The organism is Pseudoalteromonas sp. OF5H-5 (genome assembly GCF_021530695.1).
Lineage (GTDB): Bacteria > Pseudomonadota > Gammaproteobacteria > Enterobacterales > Alteromonadaceae > Pseudoalteromonas.
The window spans coordinates 124387-146160 of sequence record NZ_JAKGBF010000001.1; the positions used below are offsets into that span (position 1 = coordinate 124387).

A 21774-nucleotide genomic window follows, 5' to 3' on the forward strand; every position below is an offset into this window, starting at 1 on the left:
CATGAGCGAACAACAAGATAAGCATCAGCAACGACAGCAAAAAGTAAAACAACAAGTCGATGAAAAAATTGCCGCAGCGCAGCAAGAGCAGGGCATTTTACAAGTGATCACAGGTAACGGTAAAGGTAAGTCAACATCTGGTTTTGGCACCGTTGCGCGTTGTGTCGGTCATGGTATGAACGCTGCGGTTGTACAGTTTATTAAAGGAACTTGGGATTGCGGTGAACGCAATTTGCTCGAAAAAGTCGGCGTGCCATTTGCGGTAATGAAAACAGGCTTTACGTGGGAAACGCAAAACCGTGAAACTGACACTGCCGCTGCCCAGGCGACGTGGCAGCAAGCAAAAGTATGGCTACAAGATGAACGCATCGATTTGGTATTGCTTGACGAAATTACGTATATGTTGAGCTATGACTATCTAGATTTGGACGAAGTCATAACGGCGCTAGAAAACCGCCCTACCATGCAATCGGTGATTGTAACTGGGCGCGGTGCACATCGACGCCTGACCGAGCTTGCAGATACCGTGAGTGAAGTGCGTAATGTGAAGCATGCGTTTGAGGCCGGCATTAAGGCGCAAAAAGGGTTTGACTACTGATGCTAAAATTCGCCTTATTTATTGTTCTAGGTTTTGCCTTTAGCGTTAGTGCTAAGCCCGCAGAGCGGATCATCGCGCTTGCGCCTCATATTGTCGAAAATCTTTATGCAATAGGAGCTGGGGAGCGGATTGTAGGCACGGTCGCCTATGCTGATTATCCAGAATCAGCCAAGCAACTGCCTCAAGTTGGCGACTATCAAGGCATTTCGGTTGAGAAAATTTTGGCACTTAAGCCTGATCTTATCATTGCGTGGAAAAATGCAAGTCACGCTCCTATGCTTGAAAAGCTCGAAAGCTTTGGTGTTGACGTGATTTATAGTGAAGCGAAATATCTAGATAAACTGCCCAATGAGTTGCTACGCCTAGGTAAAATTACCGGCCTTGGAGCTCAAGCACAGCAACAGGCTGATTTATTTACTAAACGTTTAAATGAACTAAAAGATCAGTATAAACAAAGCGCTAGCTTAGCTGTATTTTATCAATTGTGGCCATCACCGCTGATGACCGTGGGAGGCGAAAGTTGGTTACAGCAAGTATTTACTGTGTGTAATGTGAAAAATGTTTTTGCCGACGCCACCACGGACTATCCGCAAATTAGCATTGAGAATGTTCTGTTGAAATCACCACAAGTGATTGTGATCCCTGAAGAAAAGACCAAACAAGAGGTTAAAGCAATTGCATGGCAGCAATGGCCGTCGATCCCTGCGGTAAAGTATCAACAAACTATTTCGGTAGATGCCGATCTGCTCCATCGTTATAGCTATCGTATGCTCGAGGGAATATCGGATTTATGTGGTAAACTCGACGCTTCTCGAAGCCATTATAATATGATGAAAAAAGGTGAAGCATGACAACGTGGAGTGACGTGTTAGGTCAGGAAAAACAACAAGATTACTTTAAACAAACCATGGATTACGTGGCAGAGCGTCGCGCTCAAGGTATAAATGTGTTTCCGCCCCATGAACAAGTATTTGAAGCGTTCAAAGTCACGCCTTTCGATCAGGTTAAAGTGGTGATTTTAGGGCAAGACCCTTATCACGGTCCTAATCAAGCCCATGGTTTATGTTTCTCTGTGTTGCCAGGGATCAAGCCGCCGCCGTCGTTAAATAATATGTATAAAGAGTTGGTGCAGGATATTGACGGCTTTCGCATACCTAATCACGGCTACCTAATTGACTGGGCTAAACAGGGCGTACTGCTGTTAAATACGGTGTTGACGGTAGAACAAGGCCAAGCCCATTCTCATAAGCATTTGGGCTGGGAGCGCTTTACTGATGTAGTGATTGAAAAGCTGAATGCCCACAGCGAAGGTGTGATTTTCTTACTTTGGGGCTCACACGCTCAGAAAAAGGGTAAAAGCATAGACACAAATCGTCACCATGTTTTACACGCGCCACATCCTTCGCCGCTCTCAGCACATCGCGGCTTTTTTGGTAGTGGCCATTTCAGCAAAACCAATCAGCTGCTCACACAAATGGGTAAGCAGCCAATCGACTGGCGATTGGCCGAGCTATAGCAGATAAAAACAAAAAAGAGCGCCGTGAAGGGCGCTCTTTTTAGTTAAAATCAAATTCGTCTAAATCAACATTGTCTGCGAAAATATCCAATTCCTGTAGTTCTTTGCGTAGTCGCTGTTTATCTTTTAGCGCTTCAATTTCACGCCATTTTCTTTTTTTGCCCTTAGATGAAGTTTTTTTCCTAGTATCCGGACTTTCTAATAATTCTAATAACTCGTCTAGGGTATCCATGAAAATCTCCTATTGATAAAAACAACCTAAAGTGGCATTTGCTTTGGCTGTTGTTAGCACTACAATTGCAATGACACCGTTGATCTCTTCATACTATTTGGCAAACCTCAATATGAGGAACCGATAAAAGTCTGATAGCTAAAGTACGCTACAAACAACCCCGCGTTGCTTGCTTTTTGTACCAAAACCAGAAAGTAGCGGCATCAATTTTCACTTCAAGTGATATTGATATACCACAGACGGGATAAAAATAAAACACAATTGTGTCTTTTGGGTTAAAAGCAAGTGACAGTTTGATGAAGGTCAATTCGGGTGATATCTAGGAGGTGTTCAGAAAGTTTTGTATTGAGAGCGATAACAAAAACGCCGCAATATGCGGCGTTTCGAAATCGAATGTTTAAGGCACTTACAGTGCTTTAAAGCGTGCGACTAATATTTCTTGTGCATCGGCAAATGAGCGAATACCTTCAGCAAGCTTTTCTGTGGCCATTGCGTCTTGGTTATGTAACCAACGGAACTCACTTTCGCTAAGCGCTGCAGGTTTTGCTTTAGGCGTAAAGTCAGCCTCAAGTAGGTAATCTTCGTTTGCAGGCATTGCAGCAAGCTCTTCTAATAGAGAAGGGCTAATCGTGAGCTTATCGCAACCCGTTAGGGCTAGAATTTCACCTGTATTTCTGAAGCTGGCGCCCATTACAACGGTTTTATAACCGTGCTGTTTATAGAATTCAAAAATACTACGAACAGATTGCACACCCGGATCTTGTAGTGGGTTAGTTGGTTTTTCTAGGCCGTTGGCAACGTGCCAATCTAGAATACGCCCAACAAATGGTGAGATTAAAAATACGTTTGCGTCGGCACATGCACGTGCTTGCGCTTCGCTAAATAGCAGCGTTAGGTTACACTTAACACCTTCTTTTTCCAGTGCTTCAGCGGCTTTAATACCTTCCCAAGTCGATGCAATCTTAATCAAGATTTTGTCTTTGCTTACGCCTTGCGCTTCATATAAATTTAATAGCGTTTTTGCTTTTGCGATAGTCGCTTCGGTATCAAAAGATAAACGTGCGTCTACTTCGGTTGAGATATATCCCGGCACAGAGTTCGCGATTTCTTTACCAATCACAACGGCAAAATAGTCACAAGCAAGCGCTAACTGCTTGTCAGCGTCACTTTCATTGGCTTTGGCATAATCCCAAGCTTCTGTTAGATAAGGCTGATAAGCAGGCGTCTCCGCCGCTTTAAGTAAAAGAGAAGGGTTAGTTGTTGCATCCTCAGGCTGTAGCTTGCGGATGGCTTCAATGTCACCGGTGTCAGCGACGATTGATGAATGTTGTTTTAGCCTATCTAATGCTGAAGTCATGTGTTCCTCATTCCAATATTGATAACAGCGAAGTGATATTAGACGCCTTATGTTGCAACACCGTGAAATAGCTGAATAGGTCATATGTCCGTATCGGGCGACATATCACACTCGCTATTTGAGGTTGTTGTTATATAAGGTCGAGTTGTAAAGCGAAGCTGTACTTTAACAGCGAATTGCTTAAACCCAAGTGAAAGCGGACAAACACTTGAAGTTACTTGGGGATAGTGTTGAAATTGACATTAATTACTAGCTAAGTCAATAGGCAAACCATGATCACAGTTATCTCTCCAGCGAAAAACCTAGACTATGAAACACCCGCACCAACCAAGATGCACACACAGCCAGAGCTGCTGGAGCATAGCGAGTCACTTATTCAAGTTTGTCGCGATTTATCACCACAGCAGATCGGTAGCTTAATGAAGATAAGCGACAAGCTCGCTGGCTTAAATGCGGCAAGGTTTGCCGAGTGGTCAGAGCCTTTTACACAAGACAATGCTAAACAAGCTATTTTTGCTTTTAATGGCGATGTGTATGTCGGTTTAGAAGCACAAAGCCTAACTGAGGCTAATTTAAATTATGCGCAAAATCATTTACGTATCTTATCTGGGCTGTATGGCATCCTAAAACCACTTGACTTAATGCAGGCCTATCGTTTAGAAATGGGTACAAAGTTAAGTAACCCGCGTGGCAAAAACCTGTATGAGTTTTGGGGCACGATTATCGCTGAAAAACTGAATAAGGTCATGGAAGGGGCACAAACACAATACTTGGTGAACTTAGCTTCAAATGAGTACTTTAAAGCGGTAGATAAGAAGGCGCTGAAAGGTGACATTATCACTCCTATCTTTAAAGATTGTAAAAATGGTCAATACAAAGTCATCAGTTTTTACGCGAAGAAAGCGCGCGGTATGATGGCAAGGTATATCATTGAGAACCAAGTATCGGATTTGGAAAGCCTGAAAGCGTTTGATATTGCAGGATACCGCTTTAGTGAAGAAGCAACGCAAAAGGCTCAAGAACCGGTGTTTTTGAGAGCAGAACAATGACAACAAAATTATGTGTAGCAGCAGTGTTCGCCGCTGCGTTTGTGAGTGGCTGTAGTGGACATTTTACAACTAGAGTCAGCAATGTGCCGGTCGATTGCGAAGGTGATTCACGTTCGTGTTCTATGAGCTGTCGCAAAGATTACTCAGATCCGATGCAAGTACAAAACTGTGAGGACAGGTGTTTCCAACAGCAAAATCAATGTCGAGTGGATAGACCAACAGAAGATAAATGGGAAATTACGGACGAAAAACCGACTTATCCCACTTCCTTCTAATTCACTACGCGCCTTTGGGTAAGCTCATATAGGCGCGTACGACCCTATCCCTAAATGCTAAATCCGTTGCCTTTTCGGCAGCTCTGTATAGTTGGCAAAACCCCTCGGGCTTTCCTGTTTGCAATAAGATGTCATCTAAAGCATCGATGCCAGTTAGGGTCTGTTGCCAGCGAGATACGATAACAGAGTCAGGCTCTGGCAGCTGACAGAGGATTTGCTCAGATAGCCTAAACTCACTGTTGGTAGCGACCTTGATCATATCGTCATTGGCCGCAGCTAACCAAGTAGCGCCTTTTGCGTTGACACAAATTAACGGTAAATAAGGCGCGATGGCTGGAAAGGCGGTGTTTTTAAACACCTCCACTTGCCAATAAGCGCGAGCAATCTTAACAAACTGCTCGAAATTAGTGATGGCTGAAAAGCCTGATTGTGCGATGGGTTTGATTTCAACTCTGGGTTTGTTTGCATTCACCGTATCGTTTGCGGTATCTATATACCAATCTCCCACCAACATCGCATTTTGAAAGTACTCATCGCGTAGCGAACCCCATACTTTTTTGAGCTCGGCATTCTCTTTAAGCATGTAATTTCTGAGCACAGATAAACGTTCTGAATTTTGCTTGAGCTCCGTGGTGACGAGTTTAAACATTTCATCGCGAATTTCTAGGCAGCGACCAAGCGGGTAGGGTTTATCTGAAAAATAACTGTACTTTGGTGCGAGCGTGAGATCGGCATTGAGACGAAGGTTTGCCAGCTCAAAAGCGAGTAAATCTATTTCCTGTTGTGTCAAAACAAAGCCACTGGGTAGATACTAGATGGCACTAGTATAACCACAGTGGCGAATTTGGCCTATTTAATTGAAGAAATTAAATAACTTAGGATTGCATCTGGCTCGGGATCTCGGTTCGTATCCGGCAGATATTTAGGTCTTGTGAATATACCTTGTTCTACTAACGCGTCCAGTGCATCTAAGTGCGCAATGCCCGTTTTACCGAGATATAAATTATCTAAGCTGCGGGTATTGGCAAGCTGCACTATGTCTTTAAAGCCTTTTAAGTAGAGATGATCTTTAGTAAAGCCACCACCACGGAAAATTCGAGTGGTCAGCGCAAAGGCTTCATTGACGTTTAATACACCCGAGTCAGCTAAAAACTCATACACTTGATAGAATTTATCGCCTTTAAGTAGCATGTTAACCGCAATCACCCTAAGCGCTAATACTTTCAATCGTGTCAGATTTATTTGCCCTGATTGATACTCGCGGTAGATGGCAAGGCCCTCTTGAGTATAGGTATTGCCAGGTAAACCTAAGTGCAGCACTTTAAGTTGTTGGGCGTCAGCATTTAAAGTCGTGAGTAAGTGCACGCCAATTTCATGCTCTATCAAGGCATTGATATCAAGCTCAGATAGCATCGCACTGCTATTTACAAGCAGAAGACGCTTACTATTGTCGACCATTGCTTTGGCAACGAGCTTGCTTGATATAGCGACCTTACAAGGTAAGCCCATAGCCTCAATCGCTTGATTAAAACGTACCAAGGCTTGCTCGGCTGTAATGTCTTTTTTTGGCAAGGTCTCTGTTTCGCGCGCGTGCAGCAAGAAGGTCGCATTATTTATATCGTTGTAATCCGGCTCACCATAATAGCGTAGCGAGTTATACAAAAAGGCTTCGCGACCAATTTGGGTGATCAGTTCGATTTTAGTCGCGTAGTTGTCGATCACTTTACGATATAAATCTTTTACGATCGGATCTTGGATTTTTCCAACGGGCAAGCGATAGAGTTGCTCTTTAAACTCATACGGGTCAATTTTCAGCGGGCGATATTTAAACGCAGGCTGATAATGACGTTTCGAGAAAAAGCGACGTTTCTCTTGTGCGATATTGCTTGGGTTAACATAATGCAGCGTTTCAAGGTTTCTGGCTATGCGGTACAGCGCAGAGTCCACGTTAATCAGCGCAGGGTCAAGCTGCGACGTTGATTTTGCTTTGCGAAGTGGCTTATAGCAGTGATTTTTAGCAAATGTTTTTGCCGTTTTACTCAAAGCAACATGCATGTTGCGCTGTAGTTTTTCAAACACCACAGGGAATAATTCGCCGCTGTTTTCGTCCATAAAGACTTTTTTTACTTCAAGCGGTACCACTAAGGTGTTATCAAAGTGGCTGGTAATATATTGCGCTTGATAACCATGGCCCTGAAAGACGGTATTTTCAGCACAATCCACCAGCTGGCCTGCCAGTTTTTTCAGTTCTAGCTGTTTTTTCAGCTCATCTAATACGGCGCGAAAACGCAAGGTATCAAGTTGTGCAGTGCCAATATTAAAGGTTGGTGCATAAGGGTAGCTACGAATTTGATAATTATAGCTGTGTACATCAAATAGCAAGCAGGCACCAAACTTGCGCTCAAGCGTGGTTAACAGCGCACTGAGCACACGGTAATAGGCTGCATGCTTAGACAAGCTAACATCTATGTCTGCATTTGGTAGCGCTTGGCTCCACACTTGTTTACCCCATGCTTCTTTGTATATCGCAAGCTCTGGCGCACGGTTAAGATCGTATTCGTAACGTGAGTCACGCGCGATAAGCGTGATGGGTAATGATTCAATCATGCCGTCGGTAAACGGATCTTCCTCTTGTAAACGCTCAGCATCGCTAATGGCGAACAAGCCTTTTAGGCTAGCACGGGTGCGGTGGCCTGCGTGTACAGCAGTGGCGACATAAGGCACGTATTCCCTCACTTCGAGGTGAAAAGCACCTTCAGCAAATTGTCCACTGATGGGTTTGCCGGCTTCAAGCGCGGCAATGATGGCTTGTTCAGATAGCATGAGCATCTTCTATTACTTGACGGAATTGGTTTTTGCGATGCGTTACTAGCTCTTTGGCGTGCACCACACTCTCTACAAAATCGATAACTTGCACTTGCAGCTTACAGCGGTTTAAACGGTTAATACGGGTTATCCCGCCAGGCGAGAGCACGTTAACTTCAATAAGCTTGCCGCCTATCACGTCAATGCCAACAAAATACAAACCATCACGCACAAGCTTAGGGCCGATGTGCTTACATAGCGCTTTTTCTTGGTTGGTGAGTTTGTGTTTCACTACTTTGCCACCGGCATGTACGTTGGCACGCACTTCATTTGCTGCAGGCACACGTTTCATGGCGCCAATCGGTTCGCCGTTAAGCATTAGAATACGAACATCACCCTCGTCGGCACCTTCAACATAGTCTTGTAAAATGACGTAGTTGCTGCCTTTACCAGCCTCGTCGCCACCAATATAAAACTCAAGGAGTGAGCTAAAGCTTTGTTTCGCGCGTTTTTCAACGACGATAACACCGCGACCGCCAAAGCCATCAAGCGGCTTTAAGATCATTTTCTCTTGCTCTGATTCAGAGAATATACGCTCTAAATACTCTTTGTTTTTAGATACATGCGTATTTGGAATAAATTCTCTCGCGATGCCTTGGAAAGATGCCGTGTATAGCTTGTTATTTGCGATACGCAGGCCATCGATGTCGTTGATGATGAAAGTATCATCACGAACAGAGTCTAAAAAGTTCATCGCCAAGGTATCAAGCGGCGGATTGGCGCGCATAAATATTGCGTCAAAACCTGCCAAAGGAAGCTGTACTTTTTTAAACTCAGCTTTGTTGTAAAAGCTCACTAAGTTGTCAGATACTTTTTGGCCCGCAACAAATACATCACAGAAGGCACTGGCGACACTTTCGCGAATAGTGAGGTTGTTTACGGTGGTGATGGCAACGACGTGACCGCGCGATACGGCTTCGTGGATAAGTCTTAGCGTGCTGTCGTTTTCAGCTTCTACACGCTCCCAAGGGTACATAATAAAACAGATTTTCACGGGCTATTTTTGCTCAGCAAATAAATTGGCAATATAGCGGTAAAATAGCTTAGACGCTCACGGATTATTTTTATCGACAAGATAAGGAATATCAATCATCTATTGGGCAAGAAGCAGAGCACTGACAGGTGCTCTGCAGGGTGGATATCATACTCTAAAGCGGTTAACTATGTCACTCAATTCGTGACTTGCTCGTGTTAGTTGCTCACTGGTGTTGTTGAGCGAATGCGTGGTATCCAAAGAGTGATGGGTGGAGTCAGAAAGCTGAGCTATTCGCTCATTAACTTCTTGTGCTGCAAGACTTTGCTCGTCGGTGGCTTTGGCGATGTGGGTACTCATATCCGAGATAGCGTCAATAAGGCGCTCAATTTCGGTTAATGCGTTATCGGCAAGCTGTACCTGTTCAACCGTTTGCTCCGAGATTTGTTGGCTAACTTTAACTGCTGCTACGGCCTGCTGCGCTTCTTTTTGCAGTCGCTCGATCATGTTGTGGATTTCATCTGTGCTTTGACCCGTACGACTTGCAAGGGTGCGAACTTCATCTGCAACAACGGCAAAGCCTCGTCCTTGTTCACCTGCTCGAGCGGCTTCTATTGCCGCGTTTAGTGCAAGTAAATTGGTTTGCTCCGCAATACCTCGAATAACATCGAGCACCGATCCTATATGCTGACTCTCTTGTGCAAGGCTTGTCGTTGTCACGCTCACAGATTGAATTTGCTCCGACAGCTTTTTAATGGCGGCAATGGTTTGAGAAATAGTTTGTTTGCCTTTTTCACTGTAATTGCGTGCGTCTGCGGCGGAATGCTCGGCAGTATCTGCATTGCTACTGATCTCACGAACTTGCATGGTCATTTGTTCGGCAGCCGTGGCGACTTGGCGGCTATTGTCATTTTGCGACTCAATAAATGCCAAGTTTTCTTCGCCAGCCGCTTTTACCTGATTGGCCAGTGTTTCAACTTCTTTAGCGTTATGGGCCACTGTCGCGATGGAATGACGCATCTTCTCAGTATACAAGTTAAAGTATTTGGCAAGCGCGGTTATCTCATCTTTACCGCTTTCGTCGAGTTGTCGAGTCAAATCGCCTTCGCCTTGAGCGATATCTTTCATCATGTCTTTGGCTTGTTGAATGGGGGTGATGATGCTCTTACCTATGATTGCACTAAATGGGAATAGCAGAATAATAAGCACCACCATCTCAATTAATAGCAAATTTCGAATATAGGCAAACTCAGCTTCGATAGTGTCGAGGTACACACCGGAGCCGATGATCCAACCCCAAGGTGTAAACGCTTTGACGTAAGATATTTTTTCGACAGGGGCTTCTTTACCGGGTTTTGGCCAAAGGTAGGGAACAAATCCCGCACCACTTTTTTCTGCCACTTGTACCATTTCAACGAATAAGCGCTTGCCTGTGGGATCTTTTGATTGGCTGAGATCTTTGCCGTTGAGCTCGCTTTTAAATGGGTGCATCACCATTTTTGGATGATAGTCGTTGATCCAGAAGTAATTGTTACCTTCGTATCGTAAAGCGGCAACGGCATCAAGGGCTGCGGATTTCGCTTGCGCCTCTGGGAGTTTCCCAGATACATATTGTTGGTGAAAGTAAGCCACTAAACTATAGGCATTTTCAACAAGGTTTTGAGTTTTATGATATTGCTGCTTTTCGAGTGCATCATACTGTTGCGATAAGCTTACTGCGCTTTGAAGGATAACGCCGATAATAACGACAATGATCAGTAACGCGAGGCGCTGGAAAATGGTGAGATTTCGAAAAAACTGTTTGGACATAACGCAATCCTTATGTCGTTTTTATTATTGAGAGAAGCAGGCGCGAACGCCTCATCAATTCATACTAGTTAATCTTAGTAGTAATACCAATTGCGTTAATTCTCCAACCAATTTGAAGGGTGAAATACCATATTAGCTTAGTTAAAAATTTCTCATTTAGAACAACTAAATAGCAAAATTTTTGCCTTGCTACTAAAGCTATTTCTCCACTTCAAATAGCTCATTTACTTAATGCAATTGATATATAACTTGAGATAGAACAATAATTTCAGTTTTTCTTAGTCTAGAAGAATAAACAATTAGACCAATGGATTAGAACTAAATGGAGAGAAAAGAAGAAGCGCCCAGCTCATAGGAAGCTAGGCGCTATTAAGTGTTTACTTAGCTTCAACCTCAAAATGACGATTAAAGAAGTCAGTAATGGTTTGATGCAAGTGGGTTTGTACTTTTTTGCCACGTAAACTGTGCTTCGATCCAGGGTAAGTCATCATTTCAAATGGCTTAACCTCGTCCTGCAACTGCTTAAATAGTTTCGTTGCATGGGTAAATAGCACGTTATCGTCCGCCATACCATGATAGATCATCAGCGGGCCTTTTAGTCCATCAGCATAAGGGAACACCGCGCTTTGCTCATAGCCCTTAGCATTTGTATCTGGGTGACCCAAGTAACGCTCAGTGTAATGGGTGTCATATAGAGCCCAATCTGTTACTGGCGCACCAGAGACACCAGCTTTAAAGTAGTCGCCTGCTTTAAACATTGTCATCAGCGCCATATAACCACCATAGCTGTGACCATAAATACCGATACGCTCAGGGTCGACGTACTCTAGTGTACGTAAGAACTCAACGCCTTTAATTTGGTCAGCCACTTCCACTACACCTAAGTGCTTGTAGATTGGATCTTCAAACTTTTTACCACGGTTGTAAGAACCTCGGTTATCTAATTGGAAAATCACATAACCCTGCTGGGCAAGATATTGGAAGTACAAGTTTTTACTACGCCAGCTGTTGGTCACGCGTTGTGCATGAGGTCCGCCATACACGTTCACAATAACAGGATATTTCTTACCGTTTTCAAGCTTTGCTGGCTTAAATAAGCGGTAATACATAGTTTGACCATCTTCCGCTTTAAGTGTGCCATATTCTGGCGTAGCTAGATTGCTCAAATAAGGCGTTAACGGATGTTCGTTATTCAGCGCATTTTCTTCAAGCCAAGTCACAAAGTCACCATTCACTTTTCGTAGCGCAACCGCTGGTGGACGGTTTACAGAAGAGCTTTTATCGATAAAGGTACGGTTATCTTTTGCCAGTACGACACTATGATAGCTGCCTTTTTCGGTAATACGTTTTGCATCGCCATCTTTAAAAAGTGGTACGCTGTATAGGTGGCTTTCAAGCGGCGTGTCTTTGCGGCCGGAGAAGTATACGATGCCTTTTTTCTCATCAATTCCCTGAAGGCTCTCAACAATCCAATCGCCTTTAGTGATTTGGCGCACCAGTTGGCCATTGGTTCTGTACAGGTAAAGGTGTTTAAAGCCATCGCGCTCAGATGCCCAAACGAAATGCTTTTTGTCCTTTAAGAATTCAAGGTCAAAGTGTAGGTTAATCCAAGTATCACTGGTTTCGGTTAGGGCGACTTGCTGCTTTTTGCTTTTAGTATCGTAAAAGCGCAGTTCCAGTTTTTGCTGTGAGCGATTTTGCCACTGATATGACAATGTTTTATTGTCTTTTAACCAATTTGCACGGGCAATATAGATATCTTTATCTTCGCCTAAATCAATCCAATCCACCTTTTGGTCATTGATCTTTACAACACCTAATTCAATCTCAACGTTAGCAGTCCCGGTGTATGGATAACGTTGATTGAATAGCTTGACCTCTTCGGCATAGATTTCGTTACGAATGGCTTCCTGAACTGGGCTTTCATCAATGCGAGTAAAAGCAATTTGTTGCTCATCACCCGACCACCAATAGCCTGTCATACGGCTCATTTCTTCTTGAGCAACGAACTCAGCCATGCCGTTTTTAATTACGCCACCGCCGTCTTTAGTTAATTGCGTTTCTTTACCCGATTTAAGATTAATGGCATAGAGGTTTTGCTCACGAATAAAAGAAACAAAATTGCCTTTTGGCGAGAAGCGAGCGTCGGTTTCGAATGCTTCAGTTTCCGTTAGTTTCTTACTCTTACCAGAAGCGATTTCATAGTAGTACAAGTCGCCATTGAGTGGGAAAAGTAGCGCTTTGCCATCTTTTGACCATTTGTATTCTAAAATACCACGGCCAAAAATACGTTGACGCTCACGACGTGCTTTTTCTTCATCTGAGAGGTTCTCTGGGCCAGAAAATAGTGCCGCAGAATCTACCAACAAGCGGTTTGTATTGTCTTTGAGATTGTATTCCCAAAGGTCGTAACGGTTATAGTCTTCTTTTTTACCTTGAAGATAAGTAACACGAGAACCGTCAGGAGAAAATTGCAGTTTTACAGGTGCTTTACCTGAAAGAGACGGATCGTCAAAAAGTCGCTCTAGCGTTAGTTGCTCTGCGCTAGCGGTGACAGAGGCAAGTGCTAATGGAAGAGCGATGGTGTAGTGTTTAATGCGAGAGTGCACGGTAGCCACCTTGTTATATTTTTAAAGTCTGATTGGATGGTAATGAAGCCGCTTTGCAATAGCAACAAATTCGGATAGAGTGCCGTGTAAATAGGATTTATAGAATTTCACTATGTCATTTGAATTAGCTAAAGAATTACAACGAGACTGTATCTTAATTACCGAGTGGCCGCTGTGTAGCGTGTTGTTAATGAATGATGTTCAGTACCCTTGGTTTATCTTAGTCCCTAGGGTTGTGGGCGCGAAAGAAATTATTGATTTACCTGAGTCGCAGCAAGTTCAATTTTGGCAAGAATCGGCCAAACTTAGTCAGCTGTTACAAGACACCTTTACCCCAGATAAATTAAACGTGGCTGCGCTTGGTAATATGGTGCCACAACTACATGTGCACCACATCGCACGATTTAAAACTGATATTGCATGGCCAAAACCGGTTTGGGGGCTCTATCCAGCAAAACCCTACAGTGATGAGGAAATTGAGCAGCTAAAGGCGAGTTTTGCTTAAAGCCTCAAAAAGGCAATGAGACTGTAAACACATCAAGCGCTTTACAAACTGTTAAGTTCTACGTGTTTTGTGTTTATATCTGGAACTGTTATAACTGAAATTGACTTTTGCCGTTTTAAATCAATGAGTACGCGATATGAATAAAAGTTTAGTTGTTATTTTGGCAGTATCATTATTATCCGCCTGTAAGGCGACTGTGCCAGAGCCTTATCAAAAAGATCGTGAACCAGAGTCCAGAACTGAATATAGTGGTGTGGAAGGGTTGGCGCAGCAACAGCAAGATCAAAACTATTTAATGCGCAAAGAGCTACAAGACAAATGCGATGATGCGAAAGTAAATTTAGCGATTGCTAAATCTGACAAAGCCACAAAAGCCATCAAAAAACACCAAAGAGAAATCAAAGATTATTGTATCTAGGGTTAATTACCGAGCAACTGTTATCTTGCTTAAAGGTAACATCAACAGGAATATTCGTTTGTTAGTATCTGAATTAGCTTATTTTTTATAGTTTGATGGCTCTTTTATGAGAGGCAAAGTAAAAGTAAGATGTTGATACTGTTGTTTCGTAATTAGATGGTGTTTTCAAGTTTAAATTATAATGAGTTTTGTTTGGCGAGAATTTTTTGATAAGATGAAGTTACCTTTTTTGGGTAATTTAAAGGATGAAATTATGAAACTTGTTTTGCTTGTATTACCTTTGACTCTAATCGGCTGTACCTCTTCTAACAATGCTCAATTAGTAGAAAAACATGCTGAGATGGCTGTTGTAGAGTGTGGCAAGGGTAATGTTAAATCGGTATCAACGACAAGCTTTACCTGTAAAGAAAAAGCTTAAGCGTGAATATTGGATTAAAAGGCGTTTCATATGAAGCGCCTTTTGTTTTTGATGATACTGAAGTTACAGTCCTAGCACCTGCTTACCTTGCTTAAAGGTAACATCAACAGGAATGTTCGCTTTGGAAAGCTTATCTAGATCTTTTTGCAGTTCCGCTTTGATATCGCCGTGTGTGGCGATCAGTTGATCTACTTTTTGATAGTCGCCGTCACCTTGTAGCGTTAGGATAAGGTTAGACAGTTTTTCCATCGCTGCGCCCATCTTTTCCATATTCACTTGATATAGACCATCCGTGGTCTTAGAAAATGCGCCTTCTTCTTTAAAGAAGTTAAAGCGGATCATGTTCGCTTTACCATGTGCACTGGATGCACCAAAACGTACTGAGCGGAAGATACCAGCCATAAAGGTGATGTAGTAATCCTCAAGCGTACCTTCGGTGATCTCGCCTTTTTTAAGCAATTGCTCGACCATGTATAGACCTAGGATATCAGCTTTACCTTCTTCAAGCGCACTGGCGTGTTCTTGCAGTGATTGGCGCACGGTGCCTTTACCTGTAATGGTATTTTTAATGCCTAGACCATGGGCCACCTCATGGAACATGGTATTAGCAAAGAAAGCATCAAAGGTGATGTGCTTACGTTGCTCAGGGACGATAAGTTGGTCAGCAATTGGTACTAAGATCTTATCGAATTTTGCGCGCATGGCGTTTTTAAGCTGTAGGCGACGTGTACCTTTTTGGAGTTGCACTTCTTCGTCATTTGGCAGGTTAATCGCAATGGTTTTACTACCCGCGTTTGAATGGCCTGCATAATAAATGACGTCATATGCGTTTAGGTCGGCATCAGAGCCTGGTACTTCTTGCTTGTATTTATCATCAACAGGCAAGCCGGTTTGTAGCTCAGGTAAGAAGGCGGCAAATTTAGCGAGACGCTCACTCCACGCTAAGTCTTTAACCAGAACGTAAGACTCAAAAGCGGCGCGATAGCCAAATAGCTGGTCTTCATAGGTTTCAATTGGGCCGATCACCACATCAATCGGGTTATTCTTCATGTCCATCCAAGCAAAATCAGACGCTTGGTAGCTATTATTGACTAACGCATCTGCACGCAAGTTTAAGTAGTTTGCAAACTCTTTGTCTTGTGCCAGTTTACTTGCTTGGCGTAAAAGCTCTGCGGCTTTATCCAATTCAGCTTTATACGCGGATGAGTAAGAAGTGCTGTATAGTTTGCCGTTTTCATCGCGGCGGATAACAGAATACAATCCTGTTTTATCTTTTACTTCGGCGTTATTTAGCTCGTCTTTGGTAATGTCGCTTGGGTAAAATTCTGCACCCAGTGCTTTTTCTTCAAAGCCAGAAAGAAAAACTTGGTCGCCATTTAAACGATCCCAAGGCCCATAGTTAATGTCCGCGAATTGGCGTACTTTTTCGTCTGAGATTTTGCTTAGGAATGTTGCTTTGTCTTCGCCGAACGCTTGCTGCCAAAATAAATCATCCATAATAACCGAAGCATCGATGAGTAAAGCTAGCATCTTTTTCTGGTTATCGTTTAAGTGACTCAAGTCTGTTTCGAGTGTTACTGGGGTATAAATATCTAGCCGGTCTTGAGATGCATTAACTAGCTTATAGCCTGATTGTTTAGTATCAACTTGTCCTTGCTCAGTTTGTGCACTAGGTTTCTCAGAAGAGGTTGATGGCTCAGAGCAGCCAGTTAGGGTGAGACCTGTTGCAAGTGCGATTGCAACCGAAATCATTGAGTGTTTCATAATGCTCCCTTGTTGTCTGTATTCTATTTATTTATGTGGCGATCACCTTACACGATTTTGTATCACAATACTTAGTTAACTTTGGTTGGCGTGTGATACGCAAGCCGCTGTTAACGTGAAAGGTCATCATTTGTGTCCAGCTATGGGTCATCTTCAGTATTTTTGCGGCAAAGTTTGCCACAAAGCACCATATGCTATGAATTCTAACTTGCTAATTATTGAGGGTATATAAATAAAATATTATTTTTTTAGATTTTCTTAACTTTATCCGAAAGTTAGACAATACTTACGTCATAGATACTAAAAATCAGCAGTGTGACCTCCAGCAAGCAAGTGCTTACTTTTGCCATAAGCTTACGCTTGTAGTCGGGTCTTTTATTCAGTTATTAAGGGATTTGGTTTCATGTCTACAGAAAATGCTTTGCTCACGATTCTAACTGACAGAATTAATAACGATACCTTGGTATTGCCGACATTACCTGAAATTGCAGTGCGGGTTAGGCAAGCGGCAGATGACCCTGAAATTAACTTGATGCAGATGGCAGATGTTATTTCTCACGACCCAGCCCTTGCAGCACGTATGATCAAAGTTGCCAACAGCGCATTTATGGGCCGTTCGGTGAAGGTAAACACCTTAAACCAAGCAGTAACTCGTATCGGTCTCAGACAAATCAAGAATATAGCGACTGCAATGGCGATGGAGCAGCTATTTGTTTCTAATAACAAGCTTATTAAAACTTACATGGACAAAGCTTGGCAGAAAACGCTAAAAGTTGCTTGCCAAGCGATAACAACGATGGATTTTTATCTTCGCGTCAATAAGCACACGTCGCTTAACAAAGATACAATCACGCTGGCTTCTTTGGTGTTTAATATCGGTGTTTTACCGATTTTGACGGAGGCCGAACGTCACCCTGAAGTGTTTGCCAATCCAAGCTTTTTGGCTCATGCAATCCAGAAATTAGGCGGCAAAATTGGGGGGGCAATAATGCGAGAGTGGGAATTCACCGATGAGTTTGTTGAAGTTGCAGAAAGCTGGGCAAATCCTAATTATCGACCTGAACATGTTTGTTATGTCGACTTTATTCGTGTTGGTGCGATTGTAGAAGGTATTTTGCAGGTGTCGGATAAGTCTGCAGCGCTAAAGCAATATGAAGAAAAGGGGGTAATAAGAGAGGTGAATATGTTTGCTGATGACACTTATTTGCATGTACTCGAAGACGTTAAAACAATGTTTGCCTAATCCTTGTAACTTAATGCGCAGTTTCAGCGCCTTCGTTTGCCGTGAATATAAAGACCTCTGTTGAGGTCTTTACCGTTTAGGGGATAGCCTCGGCCTGGGGCTTTCTAAATATTTTACTTATCCGAGCACCTGTAACTGAAATCGTTAAGCCACATAAAATAAAACCACCCCCGATGGCTTCAATTAGCATCAATCGCTCATTAAGTAATAAGGCTGAACCTACAATGCCGACAATAGGGATTAATAAAGCAAAAGGCGTCACTGCTGCGGCCTTGTGATTTTTAAGTAGCCACCCCCATATTGCGAATGCAATCAGTGTCGAGATATAACCCACATAGGCAATGGATAACCAAGACTGTGTTGTAGTGTTTAGTAGTAAGGTCAATGGGGCGTCAGTTTCAATAAAATAAGACAGTGTAAAAAGTGGCAACGGCGGCACTAGGCTTACCCAAACAATAAAATGGAGTAAATTCACGTCTTGCAGGCGCTTCATAATGAGGTTTGAAAACGACCAAAATAATGCCGCGAATAGAATGAGTACCGCGCCCAACATTGTCGTTGACCCAGAGGAGTTGATAAAAAACAAACTAAAGCCAAACGTTGCAATGCTAATCCCTACCACTTGAAAGCGATCCATGGTTTCCTTTAACAACAAAACACTTAGCAAAATCGTGAAAATGACTTGGGCTTGTAGCAGCAAAGAAGCAATGCCGGCTGATGCATTTGATTCCATCGCAATAAACAGCAAGCTAAACTTAAGCACACCTAAAAATAGCCCAACCCCGAGTACGTTCCATACCGACGTGTTAGGAAAAGGAATGAAGAATACTGCTGGGATCGCGACTACCAAAAAACGCAAGCCTGAGAATAAAATAGGAGGTAACTCTGCTAGGCCAAATTTAATGACCGAAAAGTTAAGCCCCCAAATTATCACTACTATTAAAGCCAATGAAATGCTTTTTACATTCACGCGAGTCAAACTCCGTTTAATTGTACGAGTTACCGTTTTCGGGTATCGGACTACTGGCGTAAATTGTCTTCGATGCCTGAAATTCAGGTTAGCAAAGCGTTACTGCCAAAGCCGAATTGCTATCATGCCATTGAAGAGTAAATAAAGCGCGACAAATACGTTGGTTAGTGCAAATAAACTCGCGAGTCAGTAACTATACGCTCGTACTTGAGTGCGTGCAATCTGCTTGCTATTGGCGCAAAGTGACCTTGTGAAGATAGCGTATTGAGCTGGATAAAGAAAAATTGATAGCCATATCCGCTATCAATTTTTCGTACCCAAAGCTCAACAGACTATAGATGGTAAAATTAAGACTCTAGGCCTTCGTCGTCACCAAGACCTTTGGTTAGATCTTCTAACAACTCTTTGATTTCTTCCGATACCAAAATAAAGTCAGCATCAAGTTTAACGGCTAGATCTTCTTTTGGGATATCTGCATTTTGGTCTTTAAGTGCTTCTGCATAGCTTAAACGTTTTAATGTACCATCGTTTTGTAAAACGAATTTCACGCGCTCACGCCAATCTAACGCGAGTTTAGTCACACGTTTACCATTTTCTAGGTGCGTTTTGATTTCGTCTGATGAAAGGTCATGTTGTTTTAACTTGACTTGAGCGCCGTTGTCATCTGGCTCTTGCAACTCAGCGTCGGTGCCTATTGCAAAGCCTTCAGGTGCACTAAACTCGGTGAGCCAGTGTGTTAGCTGTAAGTCTAAATCATAGTTTGCAAACGCAGGTACAACAGGAAGCGTGCCCAGAGACTTACGCAGTAGTGCAAGTAGTTCTTCCGCTTTATTGAAGCTGGCACTATTTACAATCACCCAACCTGATTTTTGGTCGATAAAAGCAAATTGTAGGCTCGATTTTTTAAACGCTTGAGGCAATAAAGTGGCTAGGATATTTTCCTTGATATCGTCTTTTTCTTTTTTCTTTACTGGACGATTTTCTTGTTGCTCTATTTGCTCAATTTTTTCGGCGACCATTTCATTGACTACGGCTGCAGGAAGCACCTTTTCTTCACGCTTAGCACAAACTAAGATACTGTCTTGAGAAAAATGTGAAAGCATCTGACCATGTTTACCGAAGGCTTTTGTCCAGCCAAAAGTGGTCATGTCTTGGCTACCACAAGGACGAAAAATATCCTGCTCGAGTGCTTTTTCGAAATCTTCTTGTGCGTAAGTTACATCTTGTTTGAATTTGTAGCAGATTAAGTTACTGAACCACATAGAAATATGCCCGTCTGGAATAAAATTGCGGTCATCATAGCAAAAAGGTCACAGCTTGTATTCCACTAGATGATGTTGGGAGATATCTTGCGCCAATACGCCACTTTGCAGTATGGCGTATTGGATGGTTGTTGTGCTCTAAACTTGGTTAGCTAAACATCGCCATTGGTTTTTGTAAGTCTTTTGGGAAACTGATGTAGTAGGTGAGGCCTTTGCCTTCTTCACTATTTACTTCGATATCCCCATTCAAGGTTTGTTTTACGAGGTTTAAGGTAATATGGGTACCAAGCCCACTGCCACCTTGATCGCGTTTGGTCGTAAAGAAGGGGTCAAACAACCGGTCTAGTTGGGCTTTACTTACGCCCTTGCCGTTGTCTTTGTAGACGATATTTACCATACCATTGTCTTCTTTAATCTTAATATCTATTTGTCCTTGGTCTTGATTTTCAAAACCGTGGATCAAAGAGTTCATGATCAGATTAGTGAATATTTGGCTAATTGCCCCAGCTGGTAAATTTAGCGTCATGTCTTCAGGGCACTCAATATTCACTTGATGATGAGTTTTCTTCAATTTTGGATGTAATGAGCGGATCACTTCACCAAGGTATTGCTTCAGGTTAATGGTACGAACCGCCTCACTGGCCTGATCGACTGCAATTTGTTTAAAGCTTGCGACAAGCTCAGATGCGCGGTCTAAATTGGTGGTAAGTAGGCTAGCACTTTGCTTTGCTTCGCTAATGAATTCTTCTAACGCTTTTGGTGATAAGGTTTTTCCGTTGTAAGCCGCCTCAAGCTGATCTAAACGCTCCTGTAAGAACGACGTCGCAGTCACGCCAATACCAACGGGGGTATTAATATCGTGCGTAATACCGGCAACGAGACCACCAAGTGCCGCCATTTTTTCAGAGCCGACTAAGCGCTCTTGTGCCATGTTCAGCTCATCTACGTATTTCTCAAGTTCTTTTTGTTTCGTTAATAGTTCTTCTTCTGTTTGTTTTCTTAAATCAATCTCTTCTGTGAGCGTTAACTTCTGCTTTTCTAATTCATATTTTTGTTGCTGAAGATCCATCATCGCTTGGCTCAGGTTTGAGGTCTTACGTGCGACTTCTTGTTCCAGCTGAATGTTATGTTGATCAAGTTTTTCATTGCTGATCAAAAGCTCTTTTTGAGTTTGATCGAGCTTTTTACGATATTCAGAGACCTTATCAATTAGCTTATTGAATGCCTCTTCCATGATCTTTAGTTCATTACGCTCTTTTGCGCCGATATCTATTTTATGGCCATCAACGTTGTCGACCTCAAAGTCTTCAATTTGTTCGGTGAGATCGCTTAATGGTTCGGTAAGTAGCTTTCTGAAGGCAATTAAAAATAGAATAATCAAGAATGTTGTCTTGATCATCGCATTACCTATCAAAAAGTAGATAGAGATCATGATGCGACTAAAGACCACCTCTCGGCTAGAAAATAATGTTACGTCGCCGACTTGCGTTGCGCGTCCCGAGAATTCAAAAATCAACGGAAACGTATAACCAAACAAACCGGATGGCGTATCTTCGATTATTGCTTCTTCTTGAACAAGCTGTTGGCTATACAGCTCGTGAATATCTAGTGAGCGGCCAAGCTGTGAAATAATTTCGCCGCTGTCATCTCGTACAATAATTCCTTCGATCATGGGGATCGCAAGTAGCCCCTCAGCCGTAGTAACGGTCTGCTTCGTATTGAGTTCCCATATGGCACGGGTCAAACTGCGGCTAAAGGTTTTTTGCAGCATAGTAAGTTCATTGCGAATATAGTCTTTAGTATTGACGTATTCGGCAACGATTTGACCACATGTGACGACAAAGGTTAGAAGGAAGTAAACCGACAGCACATTGGTGAGCAATTTTTTTGAGAGGCTTTTTTGCAGCATGA

General features: G+C 42.8%; 20 protein-coding genes. 9 read left to right on the top strand and 11 right to left on the bottom strand.

The window, feature by feature from the left end; genetic code table 11:
* Window position 1: 1 nt before the first annotated feature.
* From cobO to ung, 3 genes are read left to right on the top strand one after another with little or no spacing between them, the layout of a single operon-like run.
* Window positions 2-598 carry a cob(I)yrinic acid a,c-diamide adenosyltransferase gene (cobO, locus tag L1271_RS00565; RefSeq protein WP_235366543.1) on the top strand — a complete coding sequence of 199 codons (597 nt, stop codon included), beginning with the start codon at window positions 2-4 and terminating at the stop codon, window positions 596-598.
* Window positions 598-1449 carry a cobalamin-binding protein gene (locus tag L1271_RS00570; protein ID WP_235366544.1) on the top strand — a complete coding sequence of 284 codons (852 nt, stop codon included), beginning with the start codon at window positions 598-600 and terminating at the stop codon, window positions 1447-1449. Before cobO ends, L1271_RS00570 begins: the two co-directional genes overlap by 1 nt.
* Complete coding sequence (gene ung / locus L1271_RS00575; protein WP_128728468.1) at window positions 1446-2114, top strand: uracil-DNA glycosylase; 669 nt, start codon at window positions 1446-1448, stop codon at window positions 2112-2114. Before L1271_RS00570 ends, ung begins: the two co-directional genes overlap by 4 nt.
* 40 nt (window positions 2115-2154) lie before the next feature.
* On the opposite strand, the gene L1271_RS00580 is transcribed toward ung, so the two are convergent.
* Together L1271_RS00580 and tal are read right to left on the bottom strand one after the other, a co-directional pair.
* On the bottom strand, window positions 2155-2346 hold the full coding sequence (locus L1271_RS00580) for a DUF3545 family protein (RefSeq protein ID WP_010606112.1): 192 nt from the start codon (window positions 2344-2346) through the stop codon (window positions 2155-2157).
* A gap of 406 nt (window positions 2347-2752) precedes the next feature.
* Window positions 2753-3703, bottom strand: coding sequence for a transaldolase (tal, locus tag L1271_RS00585; protein WP_235366545.1), 951 nt, complete (start codon window positions 3701-3703; stop codon window positions 2753-2755).
* Window positions 3704-3975: 272 nt separating this feature from the next.
* Between tal and yaaA the strand changes: the two genes are divergently transcribed.
* Window positions 3976-4752, top strand: coding sequence for a peroxide stress protein YaaA (gene yaaA / locus L1271_RS00590; RefSeq protein WP_010606114.1), 777 nt, complete (start codon window positions 3976-3978; stop codon window positions 4750-4752).
* Window positions 4749-5027 carry a hypothetical protein gene (locus tag L1271_RS00595; RefSeq protein WP_158299126.1) on the top strand — a complete coding sequence of 93 codons (279 nt, stop codon included), beginning with the start codon at window positions 4749-4751 and terminating at the stop codon, window positions 5025-5027. The genes yaaA and L1271_RS00595 overlap by 4 nt, the downstream gene beginning before the upstream one ends.
* A 4-nt stretch (window positions 5028-5031) precedes the next feature.
* Here the strand turns inward: L1271_RS00595 and L1271_RS00600 are convergent, their stop codons facing one another.
* The 5 genes from L1271_RS00600 to L1271_RS00620 form a co-directional block, all read right to left on the bottom strand.
* Window positions 5032-5817, bottom strand: a complete 786-nt coding sequence (locus L1271_RS00600; protein WP_102057359.1) for a hypothetical protein — start codon at window positions 5815-5817, stop codon at window positions 5032-5034.
* A 59-nt stretch (window positions 5818-5876) separates the two neighbouring features.
* Window positions 5877-7856: a flavohemoglobin expression-modulating QEGLA motif protein gene (locus L1271_RS00605; protein WP_235366546.1), complete on the bottom strand. Its 1980-nt coding sequence runs from the start codon at window positions 7854-7856 to the stop codon at window positions 5877-5879.
* On the bottom strand, window positions 7840-8886 hold the full coding sequence (gshB, locus tag L1271_RS00610; RefSeq protein WP_010606117.1) for a glutathione synthase: 1047 nt from the start codon (window positions 8884-8886) through the stop codon (window positions 7840-7842). The genes L1271_RS00605 and gshB overlap by 17 nt, the downstream gene beginning before the upstream one ends.
* A gap of 147 nt (window positions 8887-9033) precedes the next feature.
* On the bottom strand, window positions 9034-10674 hold the full coding sequence (locus L1271_RS00615) for a methyl-accepting chemotaxis protein (RefSeq protein ID WP_235366547.1): 1641 nt from the start codon (window positions 10672-10674) through the stop codon (window positions 9034-9036).
* 377 nt (window positions 10675-11051) lie between these two features.
* Window positions 11052-13283 carry a S9 family peptidase gene (locus L1271_RS00620; protein ID WP_102057356.1) on the bottom strand — a complete coding sequence of 744 codons (2232 nt, stop codon included), beginning with the start codon at window positions 13281-13283 and terminating at the stop codon, window positions 11052-11054.
* A gap of 112 nt (window positions 13284-13395) precedes the next feature.
* Here L1271_RS00620 and L1271_RS00625 point away from each other — a divergent pair, with 112 nt between their 5' ends.
* The 3 genes from L1271_RS00625 (at window position 13396) to L1271_RS00635 (ending at window position 14624) form a co-directional block, all read left to right on the top strand.
* Window positions 13396-13788: an HIT domain-containing protein gene (locus L1271_RS00625; RefSeq protein WP_010606120.1), complete on the top strand. Its 393-nt coding sequence runs from the start codon at window positions 13396-13398 to the stop codon at window positions 13786-13788.
* A 136-nt stretch (window positions 13789-13924) separates the two neighbouring features.
* A complete protein-coding gene (locus L1271_RS00630) occupies window positions 13925-14206 on the top strand; it encodes a hypothetical protein (protein WP_010606121.1) in 282 nt (93 codons plus the stop codon).
* 181 nt (window positions 14207-14387) lie between these two features.
* Entirely contained in the window at window positions 14388-14624 is a 237-nt protein-coding gene (locus L1271_RS00635; protein ID WP_235366548.1) for a hypothetical protein, read from the top strand.
* A 63-nt stretch (window positions 14625-14687) separates the two neighbouring features.
* Here the strand turns inward: L1271_RS00635 and L1271_RS00640 are convergent, their stop codons facing one another.
* Window positions 14688-16388, bottom strand: a complete 1701-nt coding sequence (locus tag L1271_RS00640) for a dipeptidyl-peptidase 3 family protein (RefSeq protein WP_235366549.1) — start codon at window positions 16386-16388, stop codon at window positions 14688-14690.
* A 403-nt stretch (window positions 16389-16791) separates the two neighbouring features.
* On the opposite strand from L1271_RS00640, the gene L1271_RS00645 reads away from it, so the two are divergent.
* The gene (locus L1271_RS00645) at window positions 16792-17631 is read left to right on the top strand and encodes an HDOD domain-containing protein (protein WP_010606124.1); all 840 of its coding nucleotides are present in this window, start codon (window positions 16792-16794) and stop codon (window positions 17629-17631) included.
* 76 nt (window positions 17632-17707) lie between these two features.
* On the opposite strand, the gene L1271_RS00650 is transcribed toward L1271_RS00645, so the two are convergent.
* The 3 genes from L1271_RS00650 to L1271_RS00660 form a co-directional block, all read right to left on the bottom strand.
* On the bottom strand, window positions 17708-18601 hold the full coding sequence (locus L1271_RS00650; RefSeq protein WP_442960402.1) for an EamA family transporter: 894 nt from the start codon (window positions 18599-18601) through the stop codon (window positions 17708-17710).
* A gap of 347 nt (window positions 18602-18948) precedes the next feature.
* Window positions 18949-19863 carry a recombination-associated protein RdgC gene (gene rdgC / locus L1271_RS00655; protein ID WP_010606126.1) on the bottom strand — a complete coding sequence of 305 codons (915 nt, stop codon included), beginning with the start codon at window positions 19861-19863 and terminating at the stop codon, window positions 18949-18951.
* Window positions 19864-20011: 148 nt separating this feature from the next.
* Window positions 20012-21772, bottom strand: a complete 1761-nt coding sequence (locus L1271_RS00660) for a sensor histidine kinase (RefSeq protein ID WP_010606127.1) — start codon at window positions 21770-21772, stop codon at window positions 20012-20014.
* Window positions 21773-21774: the final 2 nt, after the last annotated feature.